This window comes from Paenibacillus shunpengii (genome assembly GCF_042684905.1).
Classification (GTDB): Bacteria; Bacillota; Bacilli; order Paenibacillales; family Paenibacillaceae; genus Paenibacillus; species Paenibacillus shunpengii.
In genome coordinates this window covers 23,578-44,093 of the sequence record NZ_JBHUMJ010000004.1, presented here as the reverse complement: position 1 = coordinate 44,093, position 20,516 = coordinate 23,578, and the positions used below count along the sequence as shown (strand labels likewise).

At 44.6% G+C, this 20,516-nt stretch carries 22 protein-coding genes; 8 read left to right on the top strand and 14 right to left on the bottom strand.

Annotation, left to right across the window (positions count from 1 at the left end; translation table 11 throughout):
• Nucleotides 1-121 precede the first annotated feature (121 nt).
• From ACFSVM_RS16600 to ACFSVM_RS16585, 4 genes are all read right to left on the bottom strand, one after another.
• On the bottom strand, nucleotides 122-1,237 hold the full coding sequence (locus ACFSVM_RS16600; protein WP_379263487.1) for a response regulator: 1,116 nt from the start codon (nucleotides 1,235-1,237) through the stop codon (nucleotides 122-124).
• Nucleotides 1,238-1,258: 21 nt separating this feature from the next.
• A complete protein-coding gene (locus ACFSVM_RS16595) occupies nucleotides 1,259-4,366 on the bottom strand; it encodes a sensor histidine kinase (protein ID WP_379263485.1) in 3,108 nt (1,035 codons plus the stop codon).
• 148 nt (nucleotides 4,367-4,514) lie between these two features.
• Entirely contained in the window at nucleotides 4,515-4,805 is a 291-nt protein-coding gene (locus ACFSVM_RS16590; protein ID WP_076313371.1) for a DUF6509 family protein, read from the bottom strand.
• 77 nt (nucleotides 4,806-4,882) lie between these two features.
• Nucleotides 4,883-5,059, bottom strand: a complete 177-nt coding sequence (locus ACFSVM_RS16585; protein WP_177178740.1) for a hypothetical protein — start codon at nucleotides 5,057-5,059, stop codon at nucleotides 4,883-4,885.
• A gap of 192 nt (nucleotides 5,060-5,251) precedes the next feature.
• Between ACFSVM_RS16585 and ACFSVM_RS16580 the strand changes: the two genes are divergently transcribed.
• From ACFSVM_RS16580 to ACFSVM_RS16560, 5 genes are all read left to right on the top strand, one after another.
• Nucleotides 5,252-5,785, top strand: coding sequence for a GNAT family N-acetyltransferase (locus ACFSVM_RS16580; protein WP_379263482.1), 534 nt, complete (start codon nucleotides 5,252-5,254; stop codon nucleotides 5,783-5,785).
• Nucleotides 5,775-6,827, top strand: a complete 1,053-nt coding sequence (locus ACFSVM_RS16575) for a hypothetical protein (RefSeq protein WP_379263480.1) — start codon at nucleotides 5,775-5,777, stop codon at nucleotides 6,825-6,827. Before ACFSVM_RS16580 ends, ACFSVM_RS16575 begins: the two co-directional genes overlap by 11 nt.
• A gap of 129 nt (nucleotides 6,828-6,956) precedes the next feature.
• Nucleotides 6,957-8,039, top strand: a complete 1,083-nt coding sequence (locus ACFSVM_RS16570; RefSeq protein ID WP_047913214.1) for a Gfo/Idh/MocA family protein — start codon at nucleotides 6,957-6,959, stop codon at nucleotides 8,037-8,039.
• Nucleotides 8,040-8,088: 49 nt separating this feature from the next.
• Complete coding sequence (locus ACFSVM_RS16565; RefSeq protein ID WP_379263836.1) at nucleotides 8,089-9,096, top strand: Gfo/Idh/MocA family protein; 1,008 nt, start codon at nucleotides 8,089-8,091, stop codon at nucleotides 9,094-9,096.
• Between the two features lie 25 nt (nucleotides 9,097-9,121).
• Nucleotides 9,122-10,180 carry a helix-turn-helix domain-containing protein gene (locus tag ACFSVM_RS16560; protein WP_379263477.1) on the top strand — a complete coding sequence of 353 codons (1,059 nt, stop codon included), beginning with the start codon at nucleotides 9,122-9,124 and terminating at the stop codon, nucleotides 10,178-10,180.
• Nucleotides 10,181-10,269: 89 nt separating this feature from the next.
• Here the strand turns inward: ACFSVM_RS16560 and ACFSVM_RS16555 are convergent, their stop codons facing one another.
• From ACFSVM_RS16555 to ACFSVM_RS16535, 5 genes are all read right to left on the bottom strand, one after another.
• A complete protein-coding gene (locus tag ACFSVM_RS16555) occupies nucleotides 10,270-10,881 on the bottom strand; it encodes a flavin reductase family protein (RefSeq protein WP_076313375.1) in 612 nt (203 codons plus the stop codon).
• Nucleotides 10,882-10,914: 33 nt separating this feature from the next.
• Nucleotides 10,915-11,094: a hypothetical protein gene (locus ACFSVM_RS16550; RefSeq protein ID WP_091158752.1), complete on the bottom strand. Its 180-nt coding sequence runs from the start codon at nucleotides 11,092-11,094 to the stop codon at nucleotides 10,915-10,917.
• A gap of 135 nt (nucleotides 11,095-11,229) precedes the next feature.
• Nucleotides 11,230-11,490: a hypothetical protein gene (locus ACFSVM_RS16545; protein ID WP_076313377.1), complete on the bottom strand. Its 261-nt coding sequence runs from the start codon at nucleotides 11,488-11,490 to the stop codon at nucleotides 11,230-11,232.
• 56 nt (nucleotides 11,491-11,546) lie between these two features.
• Nucleotides 11,547-12,107: a shikimate kinase gene (locus ACFSVM_RS16540; RefSeq protein ID WP_379263474.1), complete on the bottom strand. Its 561-nt coding sequence runs from the start codon at nucleotides 12,105-12,107 to the stop codon at nucleotides 11,547-11,549.
• Nucleotides 12,108-12,300: 193 nt separating this feature from the next.
• Nucleotides 12,301-12,741, bottom strand: a complete 441-nt coding sequence (locus ACFSVM_RS16535) for a hypothetical protein (protein WP_379263472.1) — start codon at nucleotides 12,739-12,741, stop codon at nucleotides 12,301-12,303.
• Between the two features lie 190 nt (nucleotides 12,742-12,931).
• Between ACFSVM_RS16535 and ACFSVM_RS16530 the strand changes: the two genes are divergently transcribed.
• Together ACFSVM_RS16530 and ACFSVM_RS16525 are read left to right on the top strand one after the other, a co-directional pair.
• Entirely contained in the window at nucleotides 12,932-13,873 is a 942-nt protein-coding gene (locus ACFSVM_RS16530; RefSeq protein ID WP_090725195.1) for a DMT family transporter, read from the top strand.
• 192 nt (nucleotides 13,874-14,065) lie between these two features.
• On the top strand, nucleotides 14,066-15,178 hold the full coding sequence (locus tag ACFSVM_RS16525) for a VanZ family protein (RefSeq protein WP_090725194.1): 1,113 nt from the start codon (nucleotides 14,066-14,068) through the stop codon (nucleotides 15,176-15,178).
• A gap of 84 nt (nucleotides 15,179-15,262) precedes the next feature.
• Here ACFSVM_RS16525 and ACFSVM_RS16520 read toward each other — a convergent pair whose 3' ends face one another.
• Genes ACFSVM_RS16520 through ACFSVM_RS16510 form a run of 3 tightly spaced genes read right to left on the bottom strand, consistent with a single transcriptional unit; the run spans nucleotide 15,263 to nucleotide 16,668 of the window.
• Nucleotides 15,263-15,916, bottom strand: a complete 654-nt coding sequence (locus tag ACFSVM_RS16520; RefSeq protein ID WP_076313382.1) for a DUF2625 family protein — start codon at nucleotides 15,914-15,916, stop codon at nucleotides 15,263-15,265.
• Nucleotides 15,917-15,959: 43 nt separating this feature from the next.
• The gene (locus ACFSVM_RS16515; RefSeq protein WP_379263469.1) at nucleotides 15,960-16,379 is read right to left on the bottom strand and encodes a hypothetical protein; all 420 of its coding nucleotides are present in this window, start codon (nucleotides 16,377-16,379) and stop codon (nucleotides 15,960-15,962) included.
• Nucleotides 16,288-16,668, bottom strand: coding sequence for a suppressor of fused domain protein (locus ACFSVM_RS16510; protein ID WP_379263467.1), 381 nt, complete (start codon nucleotides 16,666-16,668; stop codon nucleotides 16,288-16,290). Before ACFSVM_RS16510 ends, ACFSVM_RS16515 begins: the two co-directional genes overlap by 92 nt.
• Nucleotides 16,669-17,188: 520 nt before the next feature.
• On the opposite strand from ACFSVM_RS16510, the gene ACFSVM_RS16505 reads away from it, so the two are divergent.
• Entirely contained in the window at nucleotides 17,189-18,034 is an 846-nt protein-coding gene (locus ACFSVM_RS16505; protein WP_076313384.1) for a sulfurtransferase, read from the top strand.
• A 54-nt stretch (nucleotides 18,035-18,088) separates the two neighbouring features.
• Here ACFSVM_RS16505 and ACFSVM_RS16500 read toward each other — a convergent pair whose 3' ends face one another.
• Together ACFSVM_RS16500 and ACFSVM_RS16495 are read right to left on the bottom strand one after the other, a co-directional pair.
• Nucleotides 18,089-19,705: a hypothetical protein gene (locus ACFSVM_RS16500; protein ID WP_379263464.1), complete on the bottom strand. Its 1,617-nt coding sequence runs from the start codon at nucleotides 19,703-19,705 to the stop codon at nucleotides 18,089-18,091.
• Complete coding sequence (locus tag ACFSVM_RS16495; protein WP_379263462.1) at nucleotides 19,689-20,423, bottom strand: ABC transporter ATP-binding protein; 735 nt, start codon at nucleotides 20,421-20,423, stop codon at nucleotides 19,689-19,691. Before ACFSVM_RS16495 ends, ACFSVM_RS16500 begins: the two co-directional genes overlap by 17 nt.
• Nucleotides 20,424-20,516: the final 93 nt, after the last annotated feature.

Genomic DNA, 20,516 nt, shown 5'->3' with positions numbered 1-20,516 from the left:
TATTACTAATTACTCAATTCGACATAATTCTCCTAAATTATACATTTATGCAATAAACAAAAAATAAACAAGTAAAAAGGACCTAGGATAATAGACTTATCGCTTAAGGTCCTTATTTGCATCAATACACAATGGAGTTGATTAGATTTTTAATAGAGGCTAACGGTTCGGTTCCTAGTTCTGTTCGATATAAATCTTCTAGATTCTGATAAAAACGGAGCGCTTCCTTCTCCCTCCCCAGCTCTAAGTAGACTTTTATTAATTCTCCGCCAATATCCTCGCGAAAAGCGTCTATTTTGATAATTTCCTCATAAAAGTATAGAGAACGCTCGCTTTGGTCTGTTTGTCTATAGTATTTGGCGGCGTATTCAAGCATTTTTATATAGTCCTGCTCAAGCTCTAACCCCCAGCTGCTCGCCCATTCGTATGTTTTTCCTTTTAGAAATGTTCCGGTATACAGCTTCATGGCTGACTCTACTTGCTCAATTTCAAAAATGCGATTATTGCTTTGCTGTTTCATTAAACGATCAAACTCATATATGTCACAGGACAAATACCTTTCATCAATACGAATCTCATTTCTAGTTGCTTGGATAACGGATGCTCCCTTGTAGCAGCCATTAATAGCTTGACGAATGTAGTACAAGGTGGAATTCAGATTTTTCCACGCTTTTTCAGGCTCAAAATTTTTCCACAAGGTATCTATAATTTCTTCTCGGCTGACTGTTCTTTTGTGCAGCAAAAAAGCAAACAATTCTTCCGTCTTGGGGCTTCTCATCTTAACCCATTCTTTTTGATGACTACTTTGATATATTTTAAAACCGTCAAACATTTCAACCTTCAAGAATAGCTCTAAGGACTCTGCAGGCAAGGTCTTTTCTCGAACCTTAGTTGAAACGGTTTTCCGGATTTTGTTTAAAGTCATCTCTACCCGCTGTGCCGTGACTGGCTTTAACAAATAATCAAGCGCATTGATTTCGAAGGCTTGCACGGCATAATCATCGTATCCGGTTACGAAAACGACCTCTATAGATTCATGGTGATGCTTCAGATACTTAGATAGCTCCATTCCATTTAATTCAGGCATGGATATATCCAAGAATACGATGTCCACATGATTTGCTTCTATATATTGAAGGGCATCCTTAGAATTTAAATAAGTACGTGAAATCTCTATTTCCTCATGATCCGTCAGCAGCCTTTTTAATCGATTAATAGAGAGCTCTTCATCGTCCACAATAACAGCTTGCAGCATTAGTTAATAACTCCTTCTCATGTAATCCGGATGGGCCGGAATATGGAACATAATTTGTGTCCCGACTCCCTCCGCGCTGTTAACCTCAAAGTCGATACCGTAGATCAATTTGATTCGCTGACCTATATTCCACAGGCCTACACCTTTTGTCTCCGTCTGAGGAGATAGAATCTCCTGGAGCTTCTTCTCACTCATCCCACAGCCATTGTCGGATACGGAAATGAACATCATATGATCCTCCTGCTTCCTCACCATCACATTCACAATTCCTCCACTCGAGCTCGACATCAACCCATGTCTGATTGCATTCTCGACTAATGGCTGCAGGATGAGGGGTGGAATTTGAATAAATGGATCCGCGTCAATGTCATACTCTACTTGAATTCGATTGCCAAACCTTGCTCTTTCAATATGGACATAAGCTTCAACCAATGCTAATTCTTTCTCAAGCGTAGTGAACGAATCCAGCTGTTTAAAATCAAAGCTGTTTCTTAAATAACTGGAAAGATGAAGCACCAAATCTTCCGCCTGAGAAGGCTCAACGATACATAGCTCAGCTATCGAGTTTAAGGCGTTATATAAGAAATGAGGCTTAATTTGTGAACGTAAAAAAGCAATCTCTGCGTCCTTCGCATGTTTTACAGCAGCTTTCATTTTGGTAAGGTTGTTGACCCTAGCGAGCAGTTCCTCTGTCTCAAATGGCTTCCCGACGTAATCGTTCGCACCGTTATCTACAGCAATTCTCATATCTTCCGCCTTATTTCTTGCTGTTAGCATTAATACTGGCAGCTCAAATAGCGTATATCTTTCTCGAATTTTTGTTAGTACCTCATAACCGCTCATATCAGCCATCACAATATCCAAAATAACAAGATAGAAGCCTTGGTTTTTATCCAGTTCCTGCAGCGCCTGATGTCCATTATGGACCGCAACAATCGAATAACCCTTCAGCTTCAAAGCATTGATTATGGATTGCATATTCGCCAAGTCGTCCTCGACGACCAATATGGGTTCTTTAATTTCACCTTCCAGATATAACGGATATTGAACTTGTAGGTTTAATGACTCATGAGCCTCATCATTATGTTCCTTTGATGCTGTATTCCACTCCACTGAATCTATACCCGTCTGCGGTAGAGTAAAGGTAAAAACAGATCCTTCTCCTATCGCAGATTCCACTCGAATTCGGCCCCCGTGCAGTTCAACGAGCTTCTTAGTAATACTCAGACCGATGCCTATACCGCTTCGATCGTATTTGGAGGATGATTCAATCTGCTCGTAAGCTTGAAATACAAACCGCTCCATACCAGGAGCAATGCCAATTCCGGTATCTCTAACATGAATGACGACCGTATTTCGATGCATCTCAGCACTTATTTTAACTTCACCAACGTCTGTATACTTCATTGCATTTCCAATCAGATTGTGCAGAATTTGCAGTAATCGATCAGGATCAGCATAAATATCGGGGAAGGCTTCCGAAATGCTATTTATGAGACGGACGGGCTTGTTCCCGAGTACAAACATTTGCAATTTGATAACCGCATCTACAGAGGCTCTCAGATTCATCTTTTTCTTATGAAGTGTTATATCTCCATTCTTCATCTTGGAGTAATCCAACAAATCGTTAACCAGCATGGTTAATCTTCTACCGCTGTTCTTAACAATGGTTAGATTTTGAACTTGCTGTTCGTTAAGAGGTCCTTCAACACGCTTAATGATAGAATCCGTGATACCCACAATTGCACCGAGCGGTGTTTTTAGCTCATGAGATGTATTTATTAAGAAGTCATCCTTGATTTTATCAAGCTTAACCAGCTTGTTCTTCATCTCTTTCATTTCCTGATATGCTGTAAAAAAACGAAGCACTACAAGAAATATCATAATGATATTAAAAATAACAATGTATAATTGCCCGAGCCACAACTCTTCTTTTAGCGAAAATGCAAACAAGAGCAGGTCTAATGAATAGAGATTTATGGTTAACATCCCCATAAACAACAACATAGAATTTATCCGATGATTGGCCGTACTTTTAACGTATAGGGCTCCTGCCCTTACCAGCATCCACAGAAGAAGAAATTCGTAAAATACAATCACATATACTTGAAGTAGAGTATAGCTCTGGATCGGAAGAAGCACGATGAGCAGTGTAAAGATACCAAGGACGGTGATCGCTATTTTCGTAGCTCTTCGTGAAATAATATTCTGATGCAGCTGATTGAAGAGGAAAACAAGTACGATAAAGTAGGTCATCGAGCTGATATCCTTTATTTTGTAGATCCATTCAAAGGAAAAGCTTGAACCAAACAGTAATAAGACCCTTTCCCCTACCAGCCCCTGATAGATAGAAAATAGTAAGCATATCAAGGAAAATAGAAGTAATGAATAATCCTTTTTTCCATTCAGCCATGCAGCTATGAAGCATACGGCGTATATGACCGCAAGTGTAACCAGGATCGCAATTAAACTGAACTCACGAACAGTCAACTGCTGTTGATGCTTCATCATATGGTTCAGCTCACCAAAATAAAGGGAAGAGGGAATTCCAGCATTAATATAATCGTAATTTGCTACATGGACTATAATTTCTATATCATCACCAGTGGTTGAAAATCCGCCGATCTGTGGGATATTGCCTGCTGTATAGTCTGTACTGCGCTGAGAGGGCTTCCCATCAGACAGGAGCTTCTCTCCGTTTATATAAATATCACTTGAAAAGCGAATATTCGTTTTTTTTAAGGCAAAAACCATATCATCAGGAACATTGCTCAGCACCATCCGATAAGTCGCATACCCATAAGCAGGTAGAGGTTTATCGTTAATGCGGCTCTCGGTCCAATCGGAGGGTACCTCCATTATCATTCTGGAAACAGAGTCTGATGCGCCATGCCTGAAGAAGGAAGGGGGAAGCAACTCATTCCAATAAAACTCCCATTCACCATCCAATTTAATTCTGCTGTGCTGCTCCGGATCCCATGCCGCCAGGTCCATCACTCCGTTATGCACTTGTAATTCTTGACGTGCTTCTTTACTGATAAGAATAGATACAGGAATCAAAGAAAATAAGATAAAAGCAATCGTAGAAATCGTTAACCATCGTTTATACAAAAAGTCCGCTCCTTCAACCATCATGTCACCTATTTATCGGCAATTAAAGAGCTTTGAATTAACAAAAAAAAGAGCTCCCTTCGATAGCAGCACTGCTGCTTATCAAAAGAAACTCTACCTATTCACATTACCGGCTTGCTCTTCCTGACTAGATTTCTGCCAGCTTCTCCTTACAGAACGCATCAAGCGAAGCAAGCTCATCCTCTTCCAGATCAAAATCCAAATATTGATCTGTGACACTCTCGTACAGCTCATATTTAACGATACCGGAATCTGCATCACTCGTTCTATAAATCACTCGAATGTACACTCCATTCTCAGAGTACAGCTCGTCATCTTCCTCTACGTCAAGATCAATATGGAATTCATAACGAGTCCCCGTCAGAATGCCAAACGGATCTTTAACCTCTTCAAATCTATAGCTTCTCATTTCAAGCATTGCTGCTGCTCATCCTCTCTACCTTATGACGCTTTATTATATCAGGACACACCTGAAATCGTAAGGGCCAATCCTTCTTATTCATTCTTTTCGCTTTCATGCGATAAATATACGGGCTTAAGATTATTTTTGCAAGAAGAATGCGGGTTCTTCTGTTCATCTATGTAATCCATCACTTTCTCTTGATTCATTCCTAGCTGCTCCATAATCTTCTCAATATCAACACGAATGGGATAACGATCACGGTTATGCAACTGCCCTTCGCCTCCTCTATTAGATCTTCAAATATCTTCATTGTTCCTAATGAATGACTCTTCACAGTATACGAGCTCAAACTGACAACAGTGTGTCACTATATTCTGCTGGAAATTTGAATTTACTACAGTCTTTTTCCTCAATCTCCGATATACTTTAAATATGACAACACGCCAGCAGGAGGAAGAAAGATGTATAGAAAAGTCGGCACTCAGCAAGAACTCGATATTTTTTATCATATTAAAAAAACAAGCTGGGATGAGAAAGGGTTTGAAATGGAATATGCCGAGCCCCATTCAGAGCAATTTCTTTTTTATATAGATGAGAAACCCGGGGGAACCTTTCAATTTACCCCTTATGCATACTCAAGACCTTTTATTAGAAATAAATTTGATAATATTGTATTGGACGGGATGAATCTCGTGGAGGTTGATAGTTTTGCTGTATTGCCAGCCTATCGCGGCAAGCTTGGAAGAGAAATTGTCAGCTTCCTGATTCACTATGCCAAGGAACATCAGTACACCCATGCCATTGGAATGGCAGATCCTTACGTATTTGAGTTATTTAACCAAACGTATCGGATCAGAACGATCCAGGTGCAAGAAGCAGAGTGGTTTAAAGGAGCTTTTGCTATTCCCGCTCTCTTTCATTTACAGGAAGTGTATGAACAAGCTGAGCATGACTGGTATAGTCCACCCGAGGAATGGAAAGCGGGTGTTTTTTGACGTGGACGAGCATTACTTACTAAGGAAGAGAAACAACTGGGTCGTTGCTGTATTTGCTACGGTCATCACTGTCGTACAAATGCTTAATTTTGCACTCGGCATCCCGCTGAGGTTTGTACTTACGGTGGAGGGGATCATATTTCTTGTGCTCGTGCCGATGACGATTGTAGCCAGCTATTCAAAATTTGAAGAGCAGCTTACACCTTATATGAAGTATTTTAATATGATCATCATCGGTATATTTATGTTCATGATTAATCATATTGATCCACATATGATCAACATCATGACGATGTATTTCTATGTCGCCATCATGGGAATTTACCAGGATCGGTTTATTAATCTGATGACAACGCTGATTACGTTGGCAATTCTATGCTACTATTTCTTCACCCAAGGTGAATTCATATTTCATTCGACAAACGTGAACGATCTCCTGTATTACATCGTTACTTTTTGCTTTGTGTCCGTTTCTAATATTATGCAGGCGAAGTTCAACAATAACTTACAGCTTGAGAACCGAAGCAAGACGCAAAAAGTGCTCGAAGCCAAGCAGGCGATGGAGGATATGCTGTCCCGATTAACAGAATCGGTTCAATCGATTCGTGAATATCAGACCAATCTGAATGCCACCGTTGACACGACCAACCAGCGTTCTGTCGAGATCGTCTCCTCCATCGAGAACATTTTATATTCGTATGAAGTGCAGAATGAGAACTCGGTCTCGCACCGTCAACAGATGATTCTAATATGTGAGAAGGTAGAAGCCATGAATGCAGAGCTCGTGAAGCTGCGCACAGCAGGAGAAGACAGTCCTCTGTTATTGAGCTACGAGCTTCTCATGACGGAATTAAAGGATATGCTGCAGGTCGCCAAAGAAAGGGCTGAGAACACAGCTGATATCACTGAACAAAATAAAAGCAGTCTTAAAGATGTACTCGACCTCGTATCGACCCAACAGCAGGAAATAACGAACTTATCGGAAGGCTTCAATAAGCTTGAGAAGCAGATGAGCAGGATGAATCGTAAAAATCAGGTCTGATGTCGTGATTTTGCACTCTTTTATGTCATAATCTTGGAATATCCCCGCGGATGGCTGTCATGCTAAAATGTTCCCGAAACGAATCTCATATCTTCTCCATCATAGGCAGAATAAGGAGGCCATTTTCTCGTGGACAAACAGATCAGAACAGCCATCATCGGCTGCGGCGGTATTGCATTTGGGAAGCATTTACCAAGCCTAAGCAAGATCAAGGAAACAGGTATTGTCGCATTTTGTGACCTCATACCGGAACGGGCAGAAAAGGCAAGAGCAGAGTATGGATTACCGGAAGCAAAGGTTTATACCGATTACACAGAGCTGCTGCAGGATGAGTCGATTGAGGTTGTACATGTATTGACGGCAAACGATACACATGCTGAAATCTCTATTGCCGCACTAAGAGCCGGAAAGCATGTCATGTGTGAGAAGCCGATGGCTAAACTCGCTGATGATGCCAAGCGAATGACGGCTGCAGCCAAGGAATCGGGCAAGAAGCTGACGATCGGCTATAATAACCGTTTCCGTTCAGATAGCTTGACCTTGAAGAAGATTGTACAGGACGGAACACTCGGCGACATTTATTACGCCAAAGCCCATGCCATTAGAAGACGCGGAGTTCCTACATGGGGTGTATTTCTTGACGAAGAGAAACAAGGCGGCGGACCACTGATCGATATTGGGACTCATGCGCTTGATCTCACGCTATGGCTGATGGATAACTACGAACCGAGCGTCGTCCTCGGCAGATCCTTCCATAAGCTGTCCTCCAAGGAAAATGCCGCAAATGCCTGGGGACCATGGGATCCAGCCAAATTCAATGTTGAAGATTCTGCTGTCGGTCTCATTGTGATGAAGAACGGTGCTACCATTTCGCTGGAGGCTAGCTGGGCTCTGAATATTATGGATGTTCAGGAAGCCAAGACAACCCTATGCGGAACCGAAGGCGGTGCTGATATGGTAAATGGCCTGCGGATCAATGGCGAAACCCATGGCAAGCTGTACCTGAACCAGATCTCACTGGATGCCAAAGGCGCAGACTTCTATGAAGGCCAATCCGATTCTGCACCTGATCTTGAAATGCGCAGCTGGTATGATGCCATTCTGCATGATACCGAGCCGCTGGTTACACCGGAACAAGCCTGTGTCGTATCAGAGATCCTAGAGGCCATATATGAATCGAGCAGAACAGGCAAAGCCATTTATTTTGAATAGTCTTAACTTACAATAATACAATGGAAGCGAGGACGAAACGATGAGTAAAATGCTAAGGCTTGCAATTCTCGGTTACTGGCATGTCCATGCAAATGATTATGCATCGCAGGCAGATGCCCATCCTCTGACTGAAGTTACAGCCATATGGGATGAGGATGTCGAACGCGGACGTGCAGAAGCAGCTAAACGCGGTGTTCCATTCTATGAGAACCTGGACCAACTGCTTGCAAGTCCAGATATCGACGGTGTTATTGTTGTTACGAGCACAGCTATTCACCATGATGTCATAACCCGTGCTGCAAAAGCGAAAAAGCACATATTCACTGAAAAAGTGATTGCGCTTACAACGGAAGAATGTACGGATATCCTCCAATGTGTGCAGAAGGAGAAGGTGACTCTCACTGTTTCCCTGCCACGACTGTATGAGCCTTATACCCTTAAGGCAATGGAGATTATCGAGAGCGGCAGGTTAGGGCAGCTTACTCTTGTCCGTACCCGGCTATCTCATAATGGAGCGATACCGCAAGGTGCTAACCGTCAAGGCTGGCTGCCCGAACGTTTCTTTAACTACAAGGAGACAGGCGGCGGTGCGATGACAGATCTCGGATGTCATCCGATGTATTTGGCCAATCTGTTTCTGGGTATGCCGGAGCAGGTTTACGCCAGTTACGGCTATGTGACCGGCAAAGAAGTCGAAGATAATGCCGTAGTCCAACTTCGCTATGCGAATGGAGCTCTTGGCGTTGTCGAAGCCGGGTTTGTCAACCGTCATTCCCCATTTTCCTTCGAGATTCATGGTACAGAAGGCAGCCTTCTCTACTCAGATCATAATCGCGAGCTGTTATACCGGGCAGCCGATGATGAGGGATGGCAAACAGCAGAACTGCCTGATGCAGACCCAAGTGCCTTTGAGCAGTGGGTAAGTCATATCGAAGCTGGCACGGTGTTTGAAGCGAATTTGGTTATGGGCTCTCAGCTGACGCAGCTGATGGAAGCCTCCAATCGTTCTGCCCGAAGCGGAGTGTCAGAGAAGCTGACCACCAAGCTTCCAATCTAAACCCTAACGCAAGGAGGCATGCAAGATGGAACGGAATGAATCCAGCCTGTCTTACCCCTATGAACTGATGAATGAACAACGCCATGCACTGGAGCAGCTGAATGTAGACTTTTGCTGGGGAAATTACGGGATCCGGGTCGTTCAGTTCCATCTGATCACCTTTCCGGCGGGTAAGATCATTGAGTTTCATAAGCATTCTAACGAATATGAATTCCATTTTATACCAAGAGGTAAGGGCAAGGTTATTCTGGAGGAGCAGGAATACAAGCTGTCGGAAGGAATGATGTATCTAACGGGCCCTCACGTGATGCATTATCAAGAAGCTGCTCCTGATGAGGCCATGGAGGAGCTGTGTCTTCGAATTGAAATTGTTCCGCTTCGGCCTGCTGCTACATACAAGGACTCCCCTATGGAACAAGGCTATTGGAGTACGGGAATTCAGGAAGAATACAAAGAGGCCGAAGCTTGTATAAGTCAGCTAAGCTCGCTTCCCAAGATCCCGACGACGGATCGGTTTAAAGCGATGGAATGCTTTCTAACCGCCTATACTGCTTGGTATCGGAATGAACCCGGTTTATTTACGCTGATGAAGCAAGCCGTTATCAATATTATGCTTCGTACGGCCAGAGCCTATTTTCCTCAGCCCGGACGTTCACTCCCGTCCAGAGATATGGGACGTCATCGGTACCTGCTAGCCGAACAATTTATGAAGGATAACTATATGGAGCCGCTCACCGTGGAGCTCGTTGCAGATCGGATACATCTTAGCGCCCGTCAACTGCAGCGAATATTGAAGGAATACGGCGGAGGGACCTTTACCGAGATGCTGGAATCCATTCGTTTGTCTCATATCTGCAAACGGCTGACCACAAGCGACAGTACGATAGATGAGATTGCAGAAGAAACCGGTTATTCCAGTGCTAATTACCTCCATGCCGTATTTAAGCGAGTCTATCGAATGACGCCTATGGAATACCGTAAAACCATGAGAATCAGGAAGCTGCAAGCCAATACGGAGGTAACTTCAGCCCCAGCCCCAGCCTCAGCTAACAGATTTTTCGAGCGGGAAAGCTCACTCCTATAAGTATTGAATGAAATCGAGGCCGATTGAGGCTTCCCAGGTGAATCTCCCCTTTTACATGACAAGATGCTGAAGACAAGCTTTGGATGATATTATTCAGGCCGCTGTAATGAGAAGAACTCCCCCAATTTGCTGTAATCATTACCTGCTAGTCTTGATACCGGGCGTAAATCCTTCATCCGAATCTTACCCTCATAATAGAGCTCATCACTCACATGAAAATGTACGACTCGTCCAATCAACAGATCGCATCCAGGCACATTTTTCTCCCCACCGAGAGGTATGGAATGCTCCAGCACGCACTCCATCCGTATTCTGGACTCCGCAATGCCGGGAACTTCAATCTGAACACTATCTGCGAGGGTCAAATTCGTCAGAGCGATCTCACTCTGATTCTCAGGCAGATTAGCCGCCGTCTTATTAATCTCCTCGATATACGTCTCATCTGAAATATGTACGACAAATTCTCCACGTTCATTGGCATTACGGGCCGTGTCCTTCATCTGGCCGTCCTTGCGCTGCACAGAGATCGATATCATGGGTGGATTGGATGTGACGATATTAAAATAGCTGTATGGAGCAGCATTCAGCACACCATTTTTGGATAATGTCGTTACAAAAGCAACCGGCCGCGGAATAATGCTGCCTGTCAGCAGCTTATAATTCTCACGCTCACTTTGCTCACTAGGATTAATGGATACCATTCGCTTCCTCTCCTATCGCTTTATACAAATTCTTTACACGTGGTAGCTGCCGCTCGGCTGATCAATAACCCATTCCAGCATCATGATCATGTCCTCCAAACGAAGCACCTGTACATTAGCTGCCGCTTCTTCAGCGGACATCCGGCTCTTCATCATATCCAGCTGACGTTTCAGTTCATTTAATTTGCGTTTGACTTGGTCTTCTGATCTCATGTTGATTTCTCCTTAAAATAACATTAATCTCTCCCCATTAGAGTACCATTCATAGGTGTCCATTTCCAAGAGTGCCCCTTCTTGCACTTCTTACAACAGAATCAGCTTCTCTTCATCCATTCTGCTGCACAGTTATCAGCTGGAAGGAGTAAAGAGCTTAATGATTTGTTTATCAAAACAGCCCCAAAGAACGAGGGCCACCCCCGCTAGTATCAGAGCAACTGACAAATTTCTAGGTAAAACTGCCCCTGATTCTACAAGTGCAGTGCCAAATTTACCCGGCGGAGTCGACCATCCACCTAAGCTCTCGGCATAAATGGCTGTTGAAATACGAATTCCTGTATATAATATTGTTCCGCTCATTAGCAGAATACCTCCGCTAATTATTCTCTTCATGCTGTGCACATCCTTCACGGTTTACCTGAGACATATTCATTTTGCATTTCAGTGTTTTATAATTGAAATGCTTCTTTAATCCGCTGCGCGGTTTCCTCCGGGCTCAGCTCGGTATTGTCAATTCTTATGTAATGCTCCTTCTTGATCTCCCCTTCCAAGGAATTCAGCCGATGGCGTTCCATCGTTCGAAGCAAATCCCGTTCAGAGAATTCAATATCCCGTTTGGTCGGTTTATGCTCAAGTCGATTGGGTGTTTTGTTGCGTTCGAGCCTTGCCTCCACATCGGCTTCCAGCTCTACGTAATACACGGTTCCTCCTCTGGACTCAAAAATCTGGCTGATCTCCTCGATATAAGCCCAATCCTCAGGAAAATCAAATCCCCACACATAAGTGAACATAAGACCTGGCATATCACTCTTGGACACCTCTTCAAAAATCTCTCTGCGAAATAGACCCACCAGCCGCTTCCCTGAAGGGGTTCCATAGCTAAAAAAGCGGGATACCAGATCAATCGTCATATGATTATGAAACAGCTTCAGGTCTGTAATCTTCTCGAGTTCCTGCCCTACGGTCATTTTCCCGACTGCCTGGGGCCCAAAGATAATAACAAACTTCATACCGAAACTCACCTTCATTTCCCCGAATATTTCAATCCATATTATTCCATATGATTCACGGAGGCAAGAAGAATTTCAAATATAAAAAAACGCCAGGCATAAGCCTGACGTTCTTTGAATTGTTCCCTATCGCTTTATGTAACCGCATTCATAAATAATCCCACCCATACGCAATACACAAGCTCCCCCTCACTTAGTCCACCTTCTTCTTGTCTGTCATTTCCACCTCATGAAGTATGAGCTGCCTTACATCCGGCAAATTATCGAATGTTTTAACCGTATACTTCAGCTCCATTTGTGTTCCACTGCGCAAATGCTCCAATTTCTCCATCAGGCCTTCTTCCAGCTGAAAAGCTGCAGCCTCACCATCTATTTTAAACTCAGCCGTATGGGGGTCAGCGAGACCTGTATAAATCGCCGTTTCTTCTATTATATTCTCTTCAGCTTGTTCCTTTTGTGTTACGGCTTGCGTCTCGACAATGGTTCCGCGGACGATTGGCTCTGCAGTGCTTGTCGCCTCCAGACTTGCCGCCGCTTCTGCTGCTGCAGTCTGTTCTGCCGAAGTAATGGCTGCAGTCAGCAGCAAGATCGTTACACTTAAGGTGGCTGTTGTTTGTCGGTTTCTTTTTTTCATCCGAGTTACCTCCAATTGAAATCGCCTTACTGTTCATTACACGTATCCCATTCTTGTTAATCAGCTGATCATTCGGTTCAGGGTCTCTGCTGCCAATGAAATGCTATTCCTAATTACCAGCTGCTCCGGTATAATGTGTATGTTTGAGTTAAGCTTAAGCAAAATACATACACCACAGGAGTATACGATCATGTCTAGCACTAAAAGTTCCTTTAGTAAATACGAAATGCTGTATATTATCGGTATCATTGCCATCTCATTCTCTTCCATCTTTGTTCGCTGGTCGGATGCAGAAGTATCTGTTATTGCAATGTACCGTCTATTTCTCACCAATTTGCTCATGGCTCCTCTGCTGTATAAATACCGTCATGATATCGTTCGGCTGACCAAAAAAGAGTGGCTGTACCTTGCCGCTTCAGGCCTAATGCTGGGTCTCCACTTTCTCTTATGGATGGGCTCGCTCCGGCTCACCACTGTCGCCAGTTCAACCGTTATTCTCACACTGGAGCCCATTCTTGTAATGCTCGGGTCCATGTGGCTGTTCAGTATTCGTCCCAATAAAGTCATGCTCATTGGAATGGGGATGGCAGTAATCGGCTCCGTCGTCATCGGTGCAGGGGATTTCCAGATATCCGGGGATGCACTGCTCGGAGATTTGCTGTCTTTTCTGGGAACGATTGCGGTAGCTGTGCACATGCTGTTTGGACAGCATCTTAGAAAAAACATCAGTGCTTATGTATATAACTTCTGGGTATTTTTATTCGCTGGTTCAGCTCTTGCCGCCTATAATGGGATCAATCAAATTCCCTTTACCGGGTATGATGCAAGAGAATGGGGCATATTTCTCCTGCTTGCGATCGTCCCTACCCTGTTCGGACACTATCTGTTCAACTGGCTGCTCAAAGTGATGAATGCCACAACCGTATCCATGTCTGTGCTCGGCGAGCCGGTGTTTGCTTCCATTCTTGCCTGGATGCTGCTCGGTGAGGCACTGACCGGCATCCAGCTGATTGCAGGATTTATCATTCTGCTTGGCGTCTGGATCTTCCTGAGATATGGCAAAAACAACATCCACGGTGAAGAAGAGCTGCTGCCTCCGGTTCAACAGAAACCAAGCACATCGGAAGTGTAATGGTTCAACTACAATGGCTATAGTTTCTTTGTTAAAAATAATGAGCCAGAGTCTCCAAGCTGAGACTCTGGCTCATTTTTTATCAATATCCAGTGATATGAATAAAATGTAACAATTGCATACCGACTTTTAGGGTAAAATATCATGATTCGTCCATTTAATATGACTTAATTTACATAGGTAGGTGTATTCATGTTTCATTCGTATTTGTTTCCGATCTCCTACGCCTTCATGACCTTTCCTGTAGCCGCCTTGTTTTTTACACTTCCTTTTCTTATTGTGCAGTATCGAAAACACGGCTACATTAATAAGGTTAGGGCGATTATGCTGTATCTGTTGCTGCTTTATTTAATGAACGCTTATTTCCTTGTTCTTCTGCCGCTGCCGGCGGCGAGGCATAATGAACCCTTAGCCGGTATTCCATATCAGCTCATCCCGTTTAATTTCATACATGACATCCTCAAAGAAACCAATGTTTCAGCCCAGGATGTCAGCACTTACTGGAAACTGCTTACGGAAAGGGCCTTTCTTCAGGTTGTCTTTAATATCGTTCTGACCGTACCTTTTGGCCTCTTTCTGCGTTACTATTTCCGAACAAGCTGGATCCGTGGGATCCTGTTGTGCTTCCTCCTCTCGTTATCCTTCGAGATAACTCAGCTGACAGGCATATTCGGTTTCTATGATCATCCCTACCGCGTATTTGATGTAGATGATCTGATTATGAACACGCTTGGCGGCATGATTGGATTCCTGCTTGCAGAGTGGTTCTCAGGATTGCTGCCTCGAATTGAGCACCTTGATAAAGAAGTCGATATTGCTGGAAAACGCGTGTCCTATACTAGACGTGCAGTAGCGCTCTTATTTGATGGGTTCATCTGCTTGATCTTGTTCAATATCGCTACCATTCTGGATGTACCTGCTGCCTTCTGGATCGTTACGGGATTGTATTTCATGGTGTTTCCTTTTCTGAATAAGGGAAGAACCTTTGGTAAATGGCTTGTCCGCATTCATTTGACAGGAGAGGCGGGAAGGCTGAAGCTTACCGGTCTTATGATCAGATATGGGCTGCTGTACTGGATATTTTTCGGCTTAAACCTGATGATTGTAACGGCGAGTCTTCCTTCCTATGGAAGTACGCTGTTTGCTTTTGTCATCTTCGTCATGGATCTCTGGTTTGCCATTCATGTGCTGCGCCGGTTCTTTAGCAAAAAACCAATGCTATTATACGAACAGCTCAGCGGTACGAAGCATCAGATTACTTGGCAGAGACCGACACCTGAGCTTGCACAGAAGCCTGCTGAATAATGTAAATCATATTCAAAGCCGCCTCGTGGCGGCTTTTTGTTCATGAAGCAATCCAACTTCTATATGGATGTTTCCTCGGATCAACTAGATATCCAAAACGATATTCCATGCTTCAATAACCGAGGTCTTCACTTTGCTGCTGCCGGCTCCGCTTCCTTCCTCTGTCCAAAGGGGGGGATAATAGGTAAACACCTCACCTGGCTGAAGCCGAATTGACTCCTCCTGCCACCCCTTCCAGCGAAAGGTCTCATAGTACTGGGCTAGATCCCCGTCAGCGAGCCAGCTAACAAAACCAGAATAAGCAAGCTCCGTCGATTCCCACTCCAGTGTATCCGGCGCATAATAATAGATGTGTCCGTCATTTCCGAAACGACCGATATTTAAACTGAAAAAACCGCCCGCCGCATCGTATGCTACAAGCAGCATTCCTTCGAGAGCCGGAACGCCTTCGCGATCGAGAAGTCCATTCCAGAACGGAAGACTGCCATATATACCGTCACCGCCTGCACCGAGCAAGGTAATCCAGCCATAATCAAACAGAATGCCTGCCGTTTCGTAAGCAACTGCACCAAGGTAGGATTTGGTGCTAACCTGCAAACGATATAGCGTGTCTGCTCCTGTATCATGCTCTGCGGGAATGATCACACTCTTGTTTTTACCCTGGCTTAGCATATTCTCGAGCTCTTCCCAAGCATGGTCCTCTTTGTTAAGCAACTCCTGAATCTTTAAATATCCCATCATTCTCCCTCCTTTGAATCTAAAACCATCTAAGCTCTTTTCATTAACCGATAGTTTCAACAATGCTGCCTTCACGATCCCGGATTAAAGTCTTTATAATGTTCAAAACAATATTTACGGATGAAAAAATTGGAACCGAGCCTTCTTTAGGTACAAGCTTATGTGTAAACTCTGCTGCTGCCTGCTCATTCAGAGTAATGGTGATGTGACTCTCTTCTTCTTTACAACCCGCTATATCCCCTGGCTCGAACACAATCTGAATATTTTGGCTTAACAGTCTCAGCGTCCTGCCTTTTAATATCCGGCCTTGAAGCAGCTTGCCAACGATATCAGCCTGCTTCGCTCCGATGATTAATTTGGCCGGAGTCTTTCTAAACATCTTCCTTTCTGACGGCATCCAGTCCAGTGTATCTACGAACAGGAAGCCGGTGCTCGAGCCTTCCTCCGCGAGTCCTGTGTTCACAGCATCGGCCACCTCTTGGGGATAGATCGGTTATGTAGTAAGGCATGTGGGCAGCACCTGCTGACAGTACACCAGGTGTATTCCATGTCATCATGGCGTCCAGCTCGTCCCCCGTTATACCTGTCATTTGAATAAAATCCACTCTTCCATTAGGCGTCTCGATGGGTGAAAGCTCCGGATCAGGAGTAAATGCGAGGGCCGTGAGCAAGGTATCCGCACCCAAGCAAATAGGTCCATTCGCATCCCAGCCGGGTGCTTGATCCAGCTGTTCATTTAGCTCTTCGTTCATTTCTCACTCATCTTCTCATTGACCTCCTGCATCTTCTCCTGTAATTCATCCACTGTCTAATTATCTATTATAAATGGATTTGGACTGCCTATTGCTGTATATGGCAAATTTGAGCATTATTTACTACATAAAATACCGAGACAAAGTCAACCCTCAAATATGAAACTCATGTCAAACGTCAAGTAGGATTTTTGTTAGATTGGAGCAATGTTCTGGTGGAATCGATGTTTATCGTCATACGAGGGCTTCAATAGTTAGAAATATCCTCAACTCAGATCCATTCAACTTTTTCATAAAATGCATGAATACGAAATACTTCTGCTTACTTCTTCCTGGTCCACCTCCTACTCAGGGCTTTTGAGGAATAAATAATATTGGCTTCGAGGCACTTATTTAAGGAGATTCATATTCCACATTCGGATTGGCGATGAACTCTATATAAAGTAAAATACAGCTAGACCCGATGCATTTGCATATATTATGTATTAACCAACATTCCAATAAAGAGCGGTGATGAGCTATGAAATTTATCGTATCCATGAAATGGGTGCTAGCCCGAATGTATGAACCGGACGTCGCGATTGTCGATTGCCGTTTTGCTCTGGGTCAACCAGAGACGGGCAGACAAGCCTTTAACGAAAGCCATATACCAGGGGCCGTATATTTTGATCTGGAGCAGGATCTGTCTTCACCCTTGCATGAAAAAGGATACGGCGGACGACATCCACTGCCTGATGTAGAGCAGCTGGTTGACCGCATTCGTAAGGCAGGAATCAGTAACGAGACCCGAATTATTGCTTACGATGACCAAGGCGGTGCGATGGCGTCAAGATTCTGGTGGCTGATGCGCTATCTCGGTCATGAGCAGGTATATATTATGGATGAGGGATTTGCGGCATGGCAGGCTGCGAGCTTTCCCGTCACTGCCGATGTACCGATTCGGATTCCGGCATCCTACACCCCACATCTCCAGTCTCACCTGCTGGCTGATCTAGAAGAAGTGCGGAAGGCTTCCACCACTGGATCTGCTATGTTAATCGACTCACGTGAATACCCGAGATACCTGGGAGAGGTAGAGCCGCTGGATAAGAAGGCAGGTCATATACCAAGCGCTGCCTCCTATTTCTGGAAGGATAACCTTCAGGAAGGATCGACTAAATTCAAGTCAGCTGAGGAGTTAAGCAAACGGTTTGAAGCAGTGTCCAAAGATCAAGATATTATTGTATATTGCGGCTCCGGCGTTACGGCTTGTCCCAATGTACTAGCGTTAACAGAAGCAGGATATGAGAATGTGAAGCTGTATGCAGGGAGCTGGAGCGACTGGATCAGCTATGAGGAGAACCCGGTAGCTACGGGAAAAGAATAATGTGCAAGAACCCGCATGGGACGCGGGTTCTTCTTTATTTTCAGACGAATCTATTCACTTCACCCGAAACGTGCGCGGAGCATACTTGCGAACCAAGGGCAGAGCAAACACAAGATAGAGCAGGGCTATAACAGCCGTACTTATTGAAAAAACAACCGGATCTGGTCTTAAGCTGATCGATAGGACAAAGACGCCTGACACAATCCAGCTAAAGAGATAAAAAAACGGATTTTTCGTATTCAGCTCTGTCGTGTACGGCTGGAATATATAGTACAAAAACAAGTGATGTACGGAGAAAAATATGGCGAGTGATAATGTGCTTACCCACAGAAATACATAGTCGGCTGTTGTTGTTAACCCTCCGGCAGCGACAGCCGCCAGCGTCAGCACCAAGGCAAGTGCGGCTGCGAGGAGCAGGTTCATGCCCAGTATCTTAATAAGGCGGATCCGAAAGTGCTTCGACGCATCCTGTCGGTAGAAGCTTTGCCGCAGCAGCTTCAGATCACAGTGGAAAAACAGCACTTTGCACAGTTGTTCCCCAACAGTCAAATAGGCCATGATGAGGATAAGACCCGGAAGGAATACCCCTATGCTAGAAGCTGCGGCAGCCATCGGCTCTCGGTATAGAAATCCCGCAAGGATCAAGGCCGTCCCGAGGGCAGCAACGATGGCCAAACGCTTATACAGCGGCCGCCGGATCAAGCTTTTGTGTCTCGAGAAGAAGATCGCATGAATATAATCGTACCCCTCTTTTTCCTCGAATGTCCTCCTGCTCTCGTTCGTCCCTTCTAGATCGTAATCACTTTCCTTCGCCTTGACGGATGTTTGCTGCGCATCCGCCATCATCCGGCCCAGGTCAAGCAGCGGGTCATCCCGCTTCGTCGCCGCGTCTACCGCATCCGTATAGTCCAGTCGCCAGAAGAGAACAACACTCGCAATGCCTCCCAGCAAAATACAAATGACGTATAAAGGCACAGCCGAAGTTAACATTGCTCCCCAAGCCAGAGCCCATTCAAACAGTAATGGCGCATATGCTGCGATGTATCCAATGAAAATGACGGTCCAAACGATAACGTTGTTCTTGATCAATACATTCCCGGTTCGCTGAAACAACCAGTAATGAAAATATTCCCATACGATCCGCCACATTACAGCAGCAGCCGTGAGGAGAATGCCTTGCAGCATCGGTGCACCAAGCAGCGAGGAAAAAAGGAGCACCGCTGTCAGCAGATAGATAAATAAGGTAACGTATTTATAGCTGAGCGTCGACCGCATATATCGTGTAGCCGGAAGCCGCAACAGCTTGACCGCGATGTATTTGCTCCGCTTCGGTTCAAGTATTCTGGCATTCGATACTCCAGCAATGATAAATGTGATAATGAAGAAAATATGCCAAAAGATGTCCAGCTGACGCTCTATAGGCAGCTCTTGGCCCAAGGTGAACACCGGAAAATAAACGACAAGGCCGACATACAGCATACTGGTCAAGAATCCCCACACAATAGACAGCAGCAGTGCAGCAATGGCTACTGCCTTCTTCACACCCACTCTGGAATAGACATTGTCACTAACCAGACCACCGATGAGCGGAAGCCGCTGAACATAATAGATCAATCGGTTTGCAATAGAGGATACTTGAAGATGAAGAATCGTATTAAGTGTTCGGAGCATCCGGTCTCTCCTCCCCATCCGCATCATCCTGCAGCAGGTCGATAACGCTCTGTTCGAAGCCAGGACTGCCAAGCAGTTCTTTCGGTACCGAAGACAATTGCCCTTTGTTTAAGATGACTAGTTCATCACAAAGATCGGAGGCCAGCTGCAAAATATGCGTAGAGAAGATCAGAATATGATCCTTCTTCATCGACCGCAGTAAATTTTTCATCTCCAGTGCGACAATCACGTCAAACGAGGTCAACGGTTCGTCCAGCAGGATCACCGGCGGCTTCGTAATGAGAAATAGCAGCATCTGAATTTTATTCTTCATCCCGTGGGAATAGTTCTTAATAAGTCGATGCCGATCCTCCGTTGTAATTCTCATCATCTCGAAGTAGTCGTCGATCTGGGTATCCGCCTGCAGCTTATCCCTGTTAATATCCAAGAAGAACTTGACGAATTCGTATCCCGTCAGGAACTCAGGCAATATAGGCAAGGAGTAGACATATCCGATATCATCCTCTTTCAGCTCACGGCGGGTACCATTATCCAGCAGCCATGCATTACCGCCATCAAGCTTGGTTTCCCCGCTCAAGCCATTAAAAAGAGTCGTTTTCCCAGCACCATTTCGTCCGAGAAGACCGTAAATCTTACCTTGTTCGAACGTAAATCCGGTGTTTTGCAGTACGTTCTTCTTTCCGAAGCTTTTGACAATATTCTCTAAGACTAATTCCACGTGTGAGATCTCCTCCTTATTTCCATCTATTTTTGTTAATACGAGCCTAAGAGCGTGAGGTGTCGCAATATTTTGAATTAAGCTGCTGCTTGT